This window comes from Trichocoleus sp. FACHB-90 (assembly GCF_014695505.1).
Taxonomy (GTDB): Bacteria; Cyanobacteriota; Cyanobacteriia; order Cyanobacteriales; family FACHB-T130; genus Funiculus; species Funiculus sociatus.
In genome coordinates, this window is sequence record NZ_JACJOK010000015.1 from 37202 (window position 1) to 53239 (window position 16038).

Here is a 16038-nt window from a genome sequence, read left to right on the forward strand (position 1 = left end):
AACCCAATTTAAGCATCTAAATATAAATATTCATCAGACTTTAGATAGATGGTATTTTAAATAAAACTATGCTCTTGGTAGGTCAACTAATTAAATTTAGATAATAAAAAAAGAGCTGAGATTGCTTTAATCTCAGCTCTGACAAAGCTTGTAAGCTTAAGAAAATTTTAAAGGAATTTTTTTTTCTAAGCTACATAATATAGAACCCATTTGACATCTTTTGCTGGGGTGCTTGGCTTTGAAGTAAGCCGTTACTTTGCGATCAATGATAGAGCCTGCTTAAACTCGACTGTTTTTTGCAAGAACAGGGATAAAACCAGCTAGCTGCAAGGCTTTTAGTTTCAGGAATAGATATCAAATGGGTTCTATAAGCCTTAATCTACGCCTTCAATTGGCGCAAAGCCTTGGCGTTGGATATTTTCAGTGATTACGCGAGGTTCGAGAAATTGCAGCAAGTAGTCGGGGCCGCCAGCCTTGGAACCAACACCGGAAAGCTTGAAGCCGCCGAAGGGTTGCCTTGAGACAATCGCGCCAGTGATGCCACGATTAATGTAAAGGTTGCCGACTTCAAACTCAGCTTGCGCTTGTTCAATGTGGGAAGGTGTGCGGGAATACAAGCCACCAGTCAGGGCAAAATTGGTGTTATTGGCAACTGCGATCGCTTCCTCAAAATTCTTCACCCGCATTACTGCCACAACTGGCCCAAAAATTTCTTCTTGGACAATTGTCGCCTCTGGCGGTACTTCCGTGAAAATCGTAGGGCCGACAAAATAGCCGTTATCGGGGGAAGGCATTTCTAAAGCAAGTTTGGCTTCGGCGCGACCTTTCTCGATATAGTCACGAATACGGGCTTGAGCTGTCGCATCAATCACCGGGCCTACTTGCGTACTGGGCAAGTGGGCTTCCCCAACGTTGAGACTTCGCGTTGCTTCCACCAAACGCGCCACAAAAGCCTCATAAACTGGTTCCAGCACAATTACCCGCGAACAAGCTGAACACTTCTGTCCGCTGTAACCAAAAGCTGAATACACCACACCTGCAACAGCTTGGTCTAAATCGGCACTTTCGTCTACGATGATGCCATTCTTGCCGCCCATCTCGGCAATTACCCGCTTCAGGTGTTTCTGCCCTGGTTGTAAAATCGCAGCATCGGCGTAGATCCGACAACCAACTTCTTGAGATCCGGTAAAGGCAATCAGGTGAACGTTGGGATGCTTCACCATGTAAGCACCAGCTTGGGAACCTCTCCCCGGTACGTATTGAAACACACCTTTCGGTATTCCCGCCTCAACCAAGATTTCCGTAATTTTGGCGGCAATTACAGAAGATGTTTCCGCAGGCTTGAGTAAAGTACAATTTCCCGTAACAAGCGCCGCCACCGCCATCCCAGTCGCGATCGCTATCGGGAAATTCCAAGGCGAAATCACCACCGTCACGCCTCGCGGCTGATAAATATAACGGTTGGTTTCCCCAGCAATATCGTAGTTATACCCTTCATCCAGCCGTTCCATTTCGTCGGCGTAGTAGCGACAAAAGTCAATCGCCTCCGAAACTTCCCCATCAGCTTCTCTTACCGCCTTGCCAACTTCCAACACCACCCAAGCTGATAATTCGGCGCGACGGAGTTCCATCAAATCCGCTGCTTTCCGCAACACTCCAGCCCGCTGTCTGACTGGCGTTTTCCGCCAACCGGGGAATGCTGCTTTTGCCGCTTGAATCGCTTGTTCTGCCTGTTCGATGCTAATCAGTCCGACTTTGCCAATAATTTCGCTGGGATTTGACGGGTTGACAGAATCAACTGTTTCTGGTGTGTTTACATATTCGCCATTAATTAGCGGCAAATAAGTTTTACCCAGTTGTGGGCGCACAGTAGCATAAGCTTGTTGCGATCGCGCTCTCGCCTCAATTTCCGCATAATCTGTATCAGCCGCATTCGGGAACGCCCCGTTTGTCCCCCCTACCCCGTTGACGGCAGAGTTAGAGGGGGTAGGCGGCGCTAACAATTCCTCTACTGGGCGTTCTTCCAGATTTTGCCGTAAAAATGAACTATTAGCCGTATTTTCCAGCAAACGGCGAATTAAATAAGCCATTCCCGGCAGCAAGTCGCCATAAGGACAATAAACTCGCACTCGATAGCCTTGATCAACTAAAGATTTTGCCAGTTTATCGCCCATACCATAGAGGACTTGCATTTCAAAGCGACGGCGGGGAACTTTCAGAGTTTCGGCGATCGCGATCGCGCGTGCTTGCGATCGCACGTTATGACTGCCAATTGCCGAATAAAGATACTCGTGATTTTCCAGCAACAATTGGGTAATCTTCTCAAAATTGGCATCAGTTGCCGCTTTGTCGCTGTAAACCGGCACAGGCCAATCCTTCTGCATCGATTTGATTGTCTCTTGATCCCAGTACGCGCCCTTCACCAAGCGCACCGTCAGGGGATAACCGCGTTCTTTTAGCCAGGGAATCAAATCTTTTACATCTTGTTCGCTGTCCCGCAGATACGCCTGAATTGTTATCCCGACATCGGTACGACTGCGAAACTCATCTTCCAGCAACAGTTTTTTCAGGATAGACACAGTAATGTCTTTGTAAGCATACTGTTCCATATCGAAGTGAACAGCAGCGCCCAACTGTGCGGCGCGACGTAATAGGAGGCGGATGCGATCGCTTACTCGCTCTTCACTTCCCTTAGCATCTAACGGGTCAAACTGCGAGTAAAACGCCGTTAACTTAACAGATACTTGAACCTTTGGTAAATCTTCCCCATCGGCCTGGTCAATTGCCTCCACAGTTGACCACGACTTAGCCGCATCCGTCAACTGCGCCATCAATTCCAAATAACGGTCAAGATAAGACTGCGCCTCAGCTTCCGTAATCACCGCCTCACCCAAAAGGTCAATGGTGAAAGCCATTTTTTGCTTCCGCAAACTCTCAACCGTCTTAATTACCTGCTTAATATTTTCCCCAGCAATGTACTTATGCGCCAAAGTTTCAACCGCTGTATTCACAGTTGTCGCCGCAACAGTACCAGGCATAGAATCTGGAGAAGCAAAGTTGAGCATCCCCTTGAGAGCTGTTGGTAGTTCAACCGACTCATCCCCTAGATATTCCTGCAAGTGACGCGCAACTTCTGGTTTGCTACGTAGTGCTGGCAAAGTATCAATAAAGCGAAACAGCTGCACCCGCAAACCAGGGCTAGCCATCGCCCAAGCAAGTAATTTATCATCCCAGCGCATTTGGTCGCGCATTTGGGCAAAAAAGGATTTATTTTCTCTAGTTGCTGCCAACAGCTGTTTGGCAATTTCTTGGGTTTTTAATTCGTAACTACTATCAGAAGATATTTGTACAACCACAGCTGCCAGACTCCTAATTCAAGATATAGCTTCACCTTGGGAAGCCTCTATCTTTTATTTTCTCGGTTTATTGCGTCATTGGCAGCAAATTTAGTTAGTTGTCAGTTGTCGATTGTCAATGACTCATAACTAATGACGCTTAACTGATCAAATATAAAGTTTCAAGGGTTGGGTGGAATATATTGCGGTTATAAAGTTGCCGCCACCTTGGTTGGGACAATGCCATGCCCCAACAGATGTATCCCACCCAAGCATTGAATTGCTACAACAGACTACTTACTCTAGCGGGTTTACCATACGACCCACGAATAGAATGCTCTCAGAGCGATTATCTCGAATCAAAAACACAAACGGATGATCTGCCCGAAACTGCCCAGATCCGCCCCTCGCCATTAAAACACCTGTAGTCGCAGCTGCCTCAGTCCCCAACTCATCCACATCCACAAAAGTTTTGTGAATTATTTTCGAGATCGAGAGTCCTTTCTTGGGGCTGATACCAGAGAAATCGGCTGTTTTACTGAAAGCGATCGCCATTCCCATGCTTGAGAGTACATCGCTCAGCTCAATCCCTGAATCTACCTTGAACTTGGGTAGCCAAATCTTAACATTACCCCCATCTCGAACCGACGATAACCACTTCTGGAGGTTGTCTGGCGTTAGCTGCTGCTCTAGTTGTTCCACCCCATTAGCTTTTTTCGGCAAGAGAATTACCATAGATATATCCGAATCAGCATAGGGCAGCTCCAAGAGTTGCAGCTCCTCTAAATCTGCAAAGGGAACCGCCGCTTCTTGGTACATCATCGGCACCTTGACTTGCTGAGTTGCCGTGACACTGAATGCTTCCTGTTTGGTATCTTTTGGGTTAAACTGACTTGCCCAAGCGCCCTTAAAGTAGATGGCGTTTGTCAGTACCAGCTTCGTATTCGAGGAGAGAATGCCCTGTTCAATCAGGTTTTCAATCTTGTTTTGGGTCTTTTTTGCCACCCAGCTATTGATAGTGCCACGAGCCTGTTCAGTAGCACCAGCGAAGTCTACCTGCTCTAACCCCGCTCCATAGTTATTCTGGCTAGTTTTGAGGAAGGCATCGCTAAAGCCGTATCCCTTCTGACCCCAAAGCCGATTGGCAATGCTTAGTTGATACCCTTGGGGGTTACTAGAGATCAGTTTAGTTATGAGCGTGGCAAAACTCGAATGCAGGTTTTCTGGCTTATTAGTGAAGTGGAGAACCTTAGCCATCTCTGTTGCCGTTGGCCCCCTAGCTCCGGCGTAGGTCATAGCCAGTGCTGTTGAGATGCTGTAGGGAGAGAAAAATAAATTCCCTTGTTGATTACGCAGCTTGTTGTATAAGTCGAAGGCGAAGGCGTTGTTACCCTCTACCACACTATTTACCTCAGCAGGCAGCTCTCTTGTAGCTTGTCCACTTTCCGATGGGTTTTGGCTGATTATTATGGGAGTCCGAGGCTGAGGGCGAAGCTTTAAGGGCAGGGTAGCGGTAGCATCTGCATTGCCAGAGGAGGTTTTATTGCTCAGAGGGATACCAGGCTCACAAGCCAAAGCGGAACCAGCCAAAGTGGTCGTCAAACCTACTAAAGCGGCGGTGAAACCCGCGATGATCTGTTTCATGCTGCTTTCATGCAAAATGCCATATCAGTGCTTTGGAGAATGTAGCAGATGCTTATAGTTAACCTAGCCTAACCTATCTTTCATCCCACTAAACATCTGCCACAGAGGTTTGAAACCCCTGCTGCAAGCTGTTTATACACCTTTGTTGGTTCTGATTGATTTAAAATATATAACTCAAAACTTAAAACGGATATTTCCTTTCTAAGGCGAGTAGGCTTGAGCAACAAGGAGCGGTTTTTGATGCCAGGGTAGGCTGGAGATGAGCCTTTGCTTGCGAACCGGAGGTAGATGCTATTCCCAAGATATGGCTCAAGTCTTAGAATTTAACAACCCACCATAGAAATAGTGGGAAATGATTGAAAAGCGAGCGATCGCACTTCCAAATCATCGCAAACCTTACTCAGAGCAGTCAGTCATCGAATTGATGATAGCTGACTCAAGTGGCGTATCCTTATAGCAATTAAACCCTGATTTTACTTCCTTGGAAGCCGCCGATATTCTCAATGTATCACGCCTATTTCCGATCGAGTTGCATACGTACAGAACTTTATTCTACCTTTATTTTAGCCCTGGTTTCTGTGAAAATTGCTTAATTTCTCTCTTGGCTGAGTTTGGTGCTTTCCCTAAACCACAAAAATAGATTCAATTTAAACTAAAAAATAAGGTTGCAAAAAACGGATTTTTCTACTTCATTTTTATGCTTGCTGTAAAAGTCAAGCAAGCTTATTAACCGCCTGAATATTTTACACCTTGAACGAATCTCCAGCTTTTTTAGCTGCTCTAACAAAAAAAAGGCTTGCTGGCGGCAAGCCTTTTTTACTTCTTCCTTCGCGCTATAGAGCGCGATCGCTAATGTGTCTTTGCGGTGTTCCTAAAGTTGCTTCACCTCAGCAACCAGCTTCGCAACCACATCCCGCGCACTACCAAAAAGCATCATGGTTTTGTCTTTGTAGAAAAGCTCATTATCCACACCAGCAAAACCCGCACTCATCCCCCGCTTAATCACAATCGTGTGCTTCGCCTTATCTACTTCCAAAATCGGCATTCCGTAGATAGGACTTCCAGAATCGTGACGAGCAGATGGATTTACCACATCATTTGCCCCAATAACTAAGGCAACATCAGTCTGCTCAAACTGGGGATTAATATCATCCATGTCGTACAGCTGCGGATAAGGCACATTTGCCTCTGCCAATAGTACGTTCATGTGTCCAGGCATCCGCCCAGCAACTGGGTGAATCGCATACTTCACCTCAACGCCCAGCTTTTCCAAGCCGTCAGCTAATTCGCGGACAGCGTGCTGCGCTTGCGCCACCGCCATACCGTAGCCGGGAACAATCACGACAGAACGAGCATAGCCCAACATCATCGCCCCTTCTTCTGGATCGACGGTGCGGACAGATTTATCGCCCCCTGCTGCTGCACCAGTACCGCCAGACGCGCCAGCTTTGCCAAAGGCACCGAATAGTACGCTGGCTAAAGAGCGGTTCATCGCCTTACACATAATCTCGGTAAGGATTAATCCAGATGCGCCCACCAAGGCACCAGCGATGATCAACATATTGTTCATCACCACAAAACCTGCGGCGGCGGCTGCTACTCCGGATAAGGAGTTCAACAGGGAGATTACTACTGGCATATCGCCGCCGCCGATAGGAATGACGAACAGCACGCCCAATAGTAAGGAGATACCAACCATGCCCACGAATACGGGCAGGTTTTGCGGATCGATTAGCAGATAGGCGGTGGCAACAAAAAAGCCTGCCAAAAGGAGAGCATTAATTGGTTGCTGCAAGGGAAATGTAATTGGGCTACCGCTGATGAGTCCTTGCAATTTGGCAAAGGCAACCATACTGCCAGTGAAGGTGACACCACCGATAAACACACTACTGATGATCGAGATGTTGGCATCGATGGGTATGGCTTGATGTCCCACTAACCGCCCAAATTCTGCCACGGCAACGAGGGCAGATGCAGCACCTCCTAATCCGTTGAGTAAACCGACCATTTGGGGCATATCGGTCATTTCTACTTTATAGGCTGCGATCGCTCCCAACACGGAACCAATCAGTAAACCCACCAAAATCATCTGGTAGTTCAACACTTGCCGATCCAGCAGCGTTGCCACCACCGCCAGCAGCATCCCTATAGCTGCCCATAAGTTGCCTTGACGAGCTGTTGCTGGCGAACCCAGTTTTTTCAACCCTAAAATGAATAAAGATGCTGCGACTAAATAAGTCAGTTGTATTCCAGTTGGCAGAAAATCGGTCATATCAGTTGTTAGTTCTTACTTGAATGATTGCTAATTGCTAATTGCTAATTGTTTTTTTCCATTAGCTAGCCGCTTTTTTCTTAAACATTTGCAACATCCGATCTGTCACCAAGAAACCGCCTACAACGTTAATGGTTGCCAGCACCACAGCTATCAAGCCCAAAATGACGCTGAGATTTGTATCGCGCTCTCCAGAGACGAGCAGCGCCCCAATCACGGCAATTCCAGAAATCGCATTTGCCCCAGACATGAGGGGAGTATGGAGCGTTGGCGGCACTTTGTTGATAATTTCAAATCCAGTAAAAGATGCCAACACAAACACGAACAAAGCGGCAATCAATGCTTCTGTCATCAGTTCCCAAATCCTTTCATTAAACTCACATCTTGCACCAGTCTCAATAAGAGGCTCTAGCCTCTATATTCTGGTTCCCAGCCCCAGGCTGGGAAACCAGAAATTCCTTGTTCCCAGTCCCCATTACTATGCGTTGACTGTTACTTGAGCGATCGCATCCTTTACCCGTTGATTGCGAATCTCTCCAGCATGGGCGACACAAGTGCTGTCGGTGATGTCATCTTCAAAATTTAACTGCAATGTACCGTCTTTAATCAGGTATTGCACCAAAGTCAAAACGTTTTTGGAATACATTTGACTGGCGTTAATTGGCAGAGATGAAGGTAAATTCATCGGCCCAATAATCGTCACGCCGTTGCGCTGGACATCTTTCCCTGCTTGGGTACAAGCGCAGTTTCCGCCTTGTTCGGCTGCCAAATCTACAATTACCGAACCAGGCTTCATCCGAGCTACCATTTCCTCAGTCACAAGTATTGGTGCTTTTCTGCCCGGTACTTGGGCGGTGGTGATTACCACATCCGACTGAGCGACGTGTTCGGCTACGACTTCCTGAGTCCGCTGCTTGGATGCTTCAGAAACTTCTTTAGCATAGCCTCCAGCCGCCACAGTCTCTTCTTCCAGTTTGACTTCGACGAATTTGGCTCCCAAGCTTTGCACTTCTTCCTTCACCGCTGGGCGAATATCAAAAGCTTCTACTACAGCACCAAGTCGTCTAGCGGTAGCGATCGCTTGCAGTCCCGCCACACCTGCGCCCATCACAAACACCTTGGCTGGTGCGATTGTACCTGCTGCTGTCGTCAACATTGGGAAAAACTTCGGCAAAGCCGCCGCCGCAATCAATACCGCCTTATAACCTGCCACCCCCGCCTGAGACGACAAAGCATCCATGCTTTGCGCCCTACTGGTACGGGGAATCATCTCCATACTGAAAGCTGTTACTTTCTGCTCGGCTAAACGTTGCACCAATGTTGGGTTCCCTAGAGGATTCAGAAACCCAACCAAGGCGCTTCCTTCCTTCATCTGGTGAACTTCATGCAATGCAGGCGGATTAACTTTTAGTAGGACATCTGCCTCGCCCCACAAAGCCGCTGTATCGCCGACAATCTTTGCTCCGGCTGCTTCATAGGCTTCATTAGAGAAAAAGGCCTGCTCGCCAGCACCCGCCTCTACCCATACTTCTAAACCCTGTTTTACCAACTTGCCTACAATGTCAGGCACCAGAGCAACGCGATGTTCACCAACTTCAACTTCTTTAGCAACCGATATTCTCATGAATTCTCCCAATCAATTTTTCCAGCCCTTTGGAATCCTATGTTAATTCTTAAATCCCAATCCGTCTCTTTAATTTTGTCTTATGAATTTGGATTGAGCGCGATCGCACATTCTTTGTAATATCCACACACTTCTAGACAATTTTAAAAAACTTTCATCTTAATGATGGAAAAGCTTGCCCTAAAAATTTTCGGTGGCTATTAGCTTCTGTGCCGTCAGTTAAGATTAATTGAAACCTCTGGTTGCTGTTGATTTTGTCAAATTTATTCAAAAAATTAAATAAAAAACTATACAATGGTATACATTAGTCAATAAAAAGATGGCTGTTAAGCGAGATCGGTGATGCAGCAGCTCTCTTCGCCATAGATGCTCATGCGCTTGGCCACCAAACAAAAATCTCCCACGTCCCCGCGTCCCCAACGGGAGGCACTTTTTATAAGCTTTCCGCGTCACAAGCACCGATTCATCAGGTATTGTGAAATACCTGATACAGTCAAAAACAGTAAAGTTTAGTAACGCCCAGCCCACTATCTCACTATCTACAGTTGAGGGAATCAGCCTATGTTGTCCATAAAATCCTCTACACGACGCCTCCTGACTGCTCTGGCGGCGACTGGTTGCTTGCTTGCGGGGTTTTCCACCCTGACTCAGGCGCAGAATCTGCCCGGATTAACCATCTTTAGTGGTGTAGAGCGGCAAAATCAATTGTCCTACTTTTTGGATTTCGGCGGTCAATCGGATAATTGGGATCGCTATCGGCTGAAGATTCCCGGCAAGAAAATGGAATTAGGCGCTGCCCAGTTTATCGTTTCTTATCCGGACTACTACAAAGGCAAGTTTGACACTAAAAGCATGGAGGTGCGTGTCAAAGGTAAAAAGTTTCCCATTCGAGAGGTTAACTGGGACAAAGAGAATCACAAGGTTCTAATTTATATGGAGGAGCCAGTTCCGGCTGGGAACAATGTAGAATTGGTGTTCTCTAACGTGAAGAACCCGCCTTTTGGGGGAGTTTATTATTTCAATGCTGCCATCCTCACTCCCGGTGATGTACCGTTGCCGCGTTACCTCGGCACCTGGATTTTGAGTATTAATTAACAACGAAAAGCAACTTCTCTCACGTCCTTGGCGCAGGCAAGAGGACTGAGAGAGCAAATTATTGTAGGCATTTTGCCTTTACGGAGAGAGCCTTCCAGCCATTGGGTAAAAGGCACTCGCAGCGATTTGGTGCTAAGCTAGAGAATTGTGACTTTTTTTTACAGCATCAATTGCTATAGGAGTAATCACCAATGACTCAGCGGACTCTCGGCGGCACTAACCGCAAACAAAAAAGAACATCCGGTTTTCGGGCGCGGATGCGTACCACAAACGGTCAGAACGTTATCAAAGCCCGGAGAAAAAAAGGACGTTATCGCCTTAGCGTTTAGGAAGATGGAGGATGAAGGATGAATTAATTTCGCCTTCAACCTTCTCCAAGCCACCGAGGTAAGGAAGTTTCCAGTGGCATTATCGAAAGCAAATCGACTCCGGCATCGGCGAGATTTTACAGCCGTGTATCAGAGTGGAATGCGGCGCAATACCACTCACTTAACTTTACGAGCGCTAAGGTCGCCGCTTGGGGGCGCAACTGGTGTGGGAACTGGTAAGGTGCCGGCACGGATAGGAATATCTATCAGCTTAAAAGTCAGCAAACGAGCAGTAATCCGGAACCGCATCAAGCGACGAATTCGAGCAGCTTTTCGCTGTCTGTTGCCCCGACTATCGCCAGGCTGGAGGTTAGTAGTGGTGGTGCGACCGACAGCAGTTGAGTGCGATTATGGTCAAATTTTGCGAGAATTAGAGCAGTTGTTGGCACAAGCAGAGGTACTAGATGGCGATTAAAGAGGAAACCTTTTATGAAGGTGGGCCGCATATTGGCGATTTGATTATAAATATTCTGTTGGGATTCACAGTAATCTGTTTGCCGCTGACAGTAGGAGCGATTGTGCGATCGCTGTGGTTGCGCTACCGGATTACCGACCGCCGGATATCGGTGACAGGTGGTTGGATGGGGCGCGATCGCACCGACATCATCTACTCAGAAATCGTCAAGGCCGTTAAAGTTCCCAGAGGACTCGGACTCTGGGGTGACATGGTGCTAACCCTCAGAGATGGTAGCCGTCTAGAACTCAGATCCCTGCCTAGATTCCGGGAAATTTATGATTACATCACCGAGAATGTAGATGCCAGAACCGGGAAACCGGGTGGTTCCTCCAAGTCGTTAGGGTAGCATTCTTCCTTGCTGAAGAATTTTAGATAGAACAATGGAATTTATGACATTTAAAATCTAAAATCAGCGCCAGGGAAGCTTTTGTGATGCTATACAACCCCCAAAACGAGAAACATTAGATAAATTTAGATTAGATTCACTTCAAGTTACTAGCGCCCTCTTTGACTCAGAACGAATGGACTTTGGTATCGGGTTTCTCTCCAATAATGTCATGCTGCCAATCCTGGATTTCTTCTACGGGATTGTGCCAAGCTATGGTCTCGCCATCGTGGCGCTGACACTTGTGATTCGCTTTGCACTCTATCCACTGAGTGCAGGCTCCATTCGCAATATGCGGCGGATGAAAGTTACTCAACCGCTGATGAAAAAGCGGCAAGAAGAGATTCAGAAACTCTACAAAGACGATCCGGCAAAACAGCAGGAAGAAATGAGCAAGCTGTTCAAAGAGTTTGGCAACCCTTTGGCAGGATGTTTCCCTGTTTTGGTGCAAATGCCAGTTCTGTTTGCCTTGTTCGCCACCTTGCGGGGTTCGCCGTTTTCTGATGTAAACTACTCCGTCAACCTGGAAATATTTCCTCAAGAACAAATTGAACGCATCCAACCGCAAGCTTTTGTAACCAAACCGCAAAACATTTACTTTACCGATGGCGTTCATGCTCCGATTGCAGCTTTGCTGCCTGGGGGCAATCGCCTTGCGATTGGGGAAAAAACCAAAGTAGAATTTCAAAGTGTTGAGGGAAAACCTCTGTCCCAACTACTCACCGACTATCCCGAAACCAAGCTGGTGCCTCATTGGAAGGTGACAAAAGGCGAGGATCGGGTGCGGTTGAATGAAGATGGCACCCTGGAAGCTTTACAGCCTGGGGAAGCAACTATTCAGGGAATAGTTCCGGGACTGGCGGCAGATAAGGGATTCCTATTTATTGATGCGCTTGGTCGTGTGGGCGCTTTTGATGACGACGGAACTATCCACTGGGATATCATCGGAATGGTGCTGTTTTTTGGCATCAGTTTGTATATCAACCAAGTTCTCTCTGGACAGAACAGCGGTTCAGGCGACGCAAACGCGCAGCAAGCTACGGTAAACAAAATCACCCCAGTCCTGTTTTCGGGGATGTTTTTGTTCTTCCCCTTGCCAGCTGGAGTGCTGATGTACATGGTCATTGCCAACATTTTTCAGACCGCTCAGACATTTATTCTGTCGCGGGAACCACTGCCAGAAAATATCCAGAAAATGGTAGAGGTGCAAGAAAAAGAAACAGAAAAAGAAACAAAATCAAAGGAAAGAGAGGCACTTCCCTTTGAACCCGGTCGATCTAAGAAAAAAGCTTCGAGTTAGCCATGAGCGATCACATAATGCAGCGGGGTCAACAGTGGCTGGAAGAACTTCTGCGGTTAGGGAAATTTCCCACAGGCGTTACAGTCGAAAAGCAAGCGATCGCGCCAGCAATTGACTCGCCACCAGAAGAATCAGGAGTAAGCTACTGGTTGACTATCGACGAAACAAAACTAACACCAGCACAAATTCAAGCCTTAATTGGCACTGAAGGTACTGCTCTTGATGCCATCCAGTATCTTGCTAATTCGATTTTGAACCTTGGCCAAGATCGGGAAAATCAGACAGCTTACACCATTGAACTCGACGGCTATCGGCAAAAGCGGCAAGCAGAACTACTGGAAATGGCTGAATATGCCGCAGGGCAGGTGCGCCAAACTGGTCAAGAATATGAAATGAAATCATTGTCTTCAGCCGAACGTCGTCAAGTTCATACCTATTTTCAAGAGAGCGAAGATTTAGAAACCTACAGTCGAGGCCAGGAGCCGGATCGAAGGTTGGTTGTGCGGCTGAGGAGTTAAAAATTAAAAATGAAAAATTAAAAGCTTAAGTTTTTAATTTTTCATTTTTAATTTTGTAAGAAGGATGGCTGAATCATTATGAAGACGATTTATATTCCGGGATTGACAAAAGCGCCAGAGCGCACAGAAGTAATAGAGATTGATGAGTTTTTACCGGAACTGGAAACCTTAACCCCAGTGCGCGGACAGATAAAAGTTACCCATCAAGGAAATTACCTTGAGGTTTCTGCTGTTGCAGAAGCAATTACCACACTCACCTGCCACCGCTGCTTGCAACAGTATAACCACCGCCTAGCCCTTAAGACCTCAGAAATGATTTGGCTAGATGAAGCGGCAGAAAAACCGGATAGCGGGCCTTTGGAACGGGAGACACCGCTAGAAGATTTGGTGGAAATGCTATCGCCATACGGTGATTTTCACCCCGATGTTTGGTTGTACGAACAGCTGTGTCTGGCAATTCCTCCCAGAAATCTCTGTGACAAAAACTGTTCGGGAATTCAAGCAGGCGATAAAAATGCCTCCGAAACGGCCTCAGATCGGCGTTGGGAGGCTTTAGAAGCGCTTAAGAGACAACTGCCCAAATAGTTATTAGTCATTAGTTATTGGCTAATGGCTAATGGATTTTGAACAAACGAGCAATTAGCCATTAGCCATTAGCATTCTTAACAACAATATGAGCTTCAGTGACGAGTTTGAACTGCTCCTACGCGCCCGTTATCCGGCAATTTATATTCCGACTCCCGAAGAGGAGCGAGTAGAAGCGGTGATCGCACAGTGCGCTCAAAGAACAGGCGATCGCGCAGTCTATATCTGGGATTTTGTTGATGGCTACCAAGGCAACCCCAATGATGCCGGGTTCGGTCGTCGTAATCCCCTACAAGCATTAGAATTTGTAGAAAAATTACCCGCCGCCTCCCCTGCAATCTTCCTTTTGAGAGATTTTCACCGCTTTTTAGAAGATATTTCCGTCTCCAGAAAACTTCGGAATTTATCGCGGCGGCTGAAATCCCAGCCAAAAAACATTGTTATTGTGTCGCCGCAAGTTAATATTCCCTCAGACTTGGGCGAAGTTTTGACAGTCATAGAGTTTCCCCTGCCAGCACCAGCAGAAATTAAGAACGAAGTAGAACGTCTGCTGGGTGCGACAGGTAAATCTCTCGGCGGTAAAGTCTTGGATGAACTGGTGCGTTCCTGCCAAGGTTTGTCAATGGATCGGATTCGACGGGTTTTGGCACGGGCGATCGCAACCCACGGCGAACTGCGTCCCGAAGACGTGGAACTGGTGCTAGAAGAAAAGCGTCAGAGCATTCGTCAGACGCAAATATTAGAGTTTTATCCGACAACCGAGAAAATTTCTGATATTGGCGGTTTAGATAACCTGAAAGACTGGCTGCTGCGGCGAGGCGGTGCCTTCTCAGAACGAGCTAGGCAATATGGTTTACCTTATCCCAGAGGTTTACTGCTGGTGGGAATTCAGGGAACTGGGAAATCTCTAACAGCAAAAGCGATCGCCCATCACTGGCACCTACCCCTATTGCGCCTAGACGTTGGGCGACTCTTTGGGGGATTGGTGGGCGAATCAGAATCTCGCACCAGACAGATGATTCAACTCGCAGAAGCCTTGGCTCCCTGTGTACTATGGATAGATGAAATTGACAAAGCCTTCTCTGGAATGGATGGTAAAGGAGATGCCGGAACCAGCAACCGCGTTTTTGGCACCTTTATCACCTGGCTGGCAGAAAAAACCTCACCAGTTTTCGTAGTTGCCACTGCTAACAATATTCAGGCTTTACCGCCGGAAATGCTCCGGAAAGGCAGATTTGATGAAATATTTTTTGTCGGTTTGCCAGAAACAGAGGAACGTCGCGCCATTTTTGCGGTACACTTATCCCGACTGCGGCCTCACAACTTGAATAGCTACGATTTAGATCGGCTGGCATACGAGACACCGGACTTTTCCGGGGCAGAAATTGAGCAAACGCTTATAGAAGCAATGCACATTGGATTTAGCCAGAATCGAGACTTCACCGTAGATGATATTCTAGAAGCCGCCAGCCAGATTGTGCCTCTGGCGCGGACTGCCAGCGAGCAAATCCAGTTTCTGCAAGATTGGGCAGCCGCAGGTAAAGCCCGTATGGCTTCGAGACACTGTAGTTTGAGTAGTCGCTTTCATAAGTTGCAACAACCGGAATCACCGTCATGAGTTTTTCGGGGTTAGTAAAATTTTTAATCGGTTTTTTCCTGGCGATATCCCTGTTGGTGGTGGCTAGTGGTGCTACTGCTTATTACTTCCTGACTAAACTCTCAACACCGCCCGCGAAGCCGATGTATGCAAACGATAAATCGGTGCTGAAAGCCAAGGCGGCGGCGAGCGCGTCCAAAAAGCCAACACCTGCGTCCTCTGCTCAACCCAGTCCCACTCCTACACCCTCGACTCAGCTAGAACCAGGAGCCTACATAGCGAGTGTCACCTGGCCAGAAGGCTTAAGTCTAAGGGAGAACCCCACTCTGGAAGCCAGCCGCGTTGGTGGGGTTGGATTCAATCAGCGAGTTGTGGTTATAAAAGAAAGTGACGATAAAAGGTGGCAGCAGGTACGCCTAGAAAATGGCGAACAACAAGGTTGGATCAAAGCTGGTAACGTTAAGCGAGTTGACTCAGAATAAACGTAGCAACCAGCAAATTTTAAATTTTAAATGGGGATTTTTCTCTCCCGACGTAGTGCACCCAAGATGCCAGTGCTACGCAGGGACATGGCATTGCCGTGTCCCTAAGAAATGAGCAGTATGTTAAGATTAGCTAAATTTTAATTGCCATATTCTGGCAACTTTTCCAGCAGATAAAGAGCGGGTGGTAGGTTGAAAAACCCTTACTTACAGCCATTTTCCACCTTACCGCTGGATAACAAATTATGAATGACAAAAACTTTGGTAGTGCTAAACAGGTAAGGATGCATTGTAGTGGTGAACGAAGTACCAAATTGCCCCGATATGGTTCTCCAACTTCTAAGAATTCGATAACGTCTTCCTCACTAAACGCGAT

The 16038-nt window shown here is 47.1% G+C and carries 14 protein-coding genes and 1 pseudogene; 9 read left to right on the forward strand and 6 right to left on the reverse strand.

Features of this window, described 5'->3' with window-relative positions; translation table 11 throughout:
* Positions 1-374: 374 nt before the first annotated feature.
* From pruA to H6F74_RS04155, 5 genes are all read right to left on the reverse strand, one after another.
* The gene (gene pruA / locus H6F74_RS04135; protein ID WP_190436726.1) at positions 375-3356 is read right to left on the reverse strand and encodes an L-glutamate gamma-semialdehyde dehydrogenase; all 2982 of its coding nucleotides are present in this window, start codon (positions 3354-3356) and stop codon (positions 375-377) included.
* Positions 3357-3632: 276 nt separating this feature from the next.
* On the reverse strand, positions 3633-4979 hold the full coding sequence (locus H6F74_RS04140) for a serpin family protein (RefSeq protein ID WP_190436729.1): 1347 nt from the start codon (positions 4977-4979) through the stop codon (positions 3633-3635).
* An 871-nt stretch (positions 4980-5850) separates the two neighbouring features.
* Positions 5851-7251 carry an NAD(P)(+) transhydrogenase (Re/Si-specific) subunit beta gene (locus H6F74_RS04145; protein WP_190436734.1) on the reverse strand — a complete coding sequence of 467 codons (1401 nt, stop codon included), beginning with the start codon at positions 7249-7251 and terminating at the stop codon, positions 5851-5853.
* Between the two features lie 61 nt (positions 7252-7312).
* Entirely contained in the window at positions 7313-7603 is a 291-nt protein-coding gene (locus H6F74_RS04150) for an NAD(P) transhydrogenase subunit alpha (RefSeq protein WP_190436737.1), read from the reverse strand.
* A gap of 126 nt (positions 7604-7729) precedes the next feature.
* Positions 7730-8875, reverse strand: a complete 1146-nt coding sequence (locus tag H6F74_RS04155; protein WP_190436739.1) for a Re/Si-specific NAD(P)(+) transhydrogenase subunit alpha — start codon at positions 8873-8875, stop codon at positions 7730-7732.
* 561 nt (positions 8876-9436) lie between these two features.
* Between H6F74_RS04155 and H6F74_RS04160 the strand changes: the two genes are divergently transcribed.
* The 9 genes from H6F74_RS04160 to H6F74_RS04200 all read left to right on the forward strand — a co-directional run bounded on the left by H6F74_RS04160 (position 9437) and on the right by H6F74_RS04200 (position 15662).
* Positions 9437-9970, forward strand: coding sequence for a DUF2808 domain-containing protein (locus H6F74_RS04160; protein WP_190436742.1), 534 nt, complete (start codon positions 9437-9439; stop codon positions 9968-9970).
* Positions 9971-10161: 191 nt separating this feature from the next.
* Positions 10162-10299 (forward strand): 50S ribosomal protein L34, encoded by a 138-nt coding sequence (rpmH, locus tag H6F74_RS04165; RefSeq protein ID WP_190426639.1) that lies wholly within the window; start codon positions 10162-10164, stop codon positions 10297-10299.
* Positions 10300-10372: 73 nt separating this feature from the next.
* The gene (gene rnpA, locus H6F74_RS04170; RefSeq protein ID WP_190436746.1) at positions 10373-10753 is read left to right on the forward strand and encodes a ribonuclease P protein component; all 381 of its coding nucleotides are present in this window, start codon (positions 10373-10375) and stop codon (positions 10751-10753) included.
* Positions 10743-11141: a PH domain-containing protein gene (locus tag H6F74_RS04175; protein ID WP_190436749.1), complete on the forward strand. Its 399-nt coding sequence runs from the start codon at positions 10743-10745 to the stop codon at positions 11139-11141. The genes rnpA and H6F74_RS04175 overlap by 11 nt, the downstream gene beginning before the upstream one ends.
* A 175-nt stretch (positions 11142-11316) precedes the next feature.
* Positions 11317-12480, forward strand: a complete 1164-nt coding sequence (yidC, locus tag H6F74_RS04180; protein WP_190436752.1) for a membrane protein insertase YidC — start codon at positions 11317-11319, stop codon at positions 12478-12480.
* A gap of 2 nt (positions 12481-12482) precedes the next feature.
* The gene (locus H6F74_RS04185; protein WP_190436754.1) at positions 12483-12998 is read left to right on the forward strand and encodes a R3H domain-containing nucleic acid-binding protein; all 516 of its coding nucleotides are present in this window, start codon (positions 12483-12485) and stop codon (positions 12996-12998) included.
* A 78-nt stretch (positions 12999-13076) separates the two neighbouring features.
* Complete coding sequence (locus H6F74_RS04190) at positions 13077-13583, forward strand: YceD family protein (RefSeq protein ID WP_190436757.1); 507 nt, start codon at positions 13077-13079, stop codon at positions 13581-13583.
* An 88-nt stretch (positions 13584-13671) separates the two neighbouring features.
* A complete protein-coding gene (locus tag H6F74_RS04195; protein ID WP_190426621.1) occupies positions 13672-15201 on the forward strand; it encodes an AAA family ATPase in 1530 nt (509 codons plus the stop codon).
* Positions 15198-15662 carry an SH3 domain-containing protein gene (locus H6F74_RS04200; protein WP_190436760.1) on the forward strand — a complete coding sequence of 155 codons (465 nt, stop codon included), beginning with the start codon at positions 15198-15200 and terminating at the stop codon, positions 15660-15662. Before H6F74_RS04195 ends, H6F74_RS04200 begins: the two co-directional genes overlap by 4 nt.
* A 270-nt stretch (positions 15663-15932) precedes the next feature.
* Here H6F74_RS04200 and H6F74_RS04205 read toward each other — a convergent pair.
* Positions 15933-16038, reverse strand: a pseudogene (locus H6F74_RS04205) (IS1 family transposase); the annotation flags it as partial.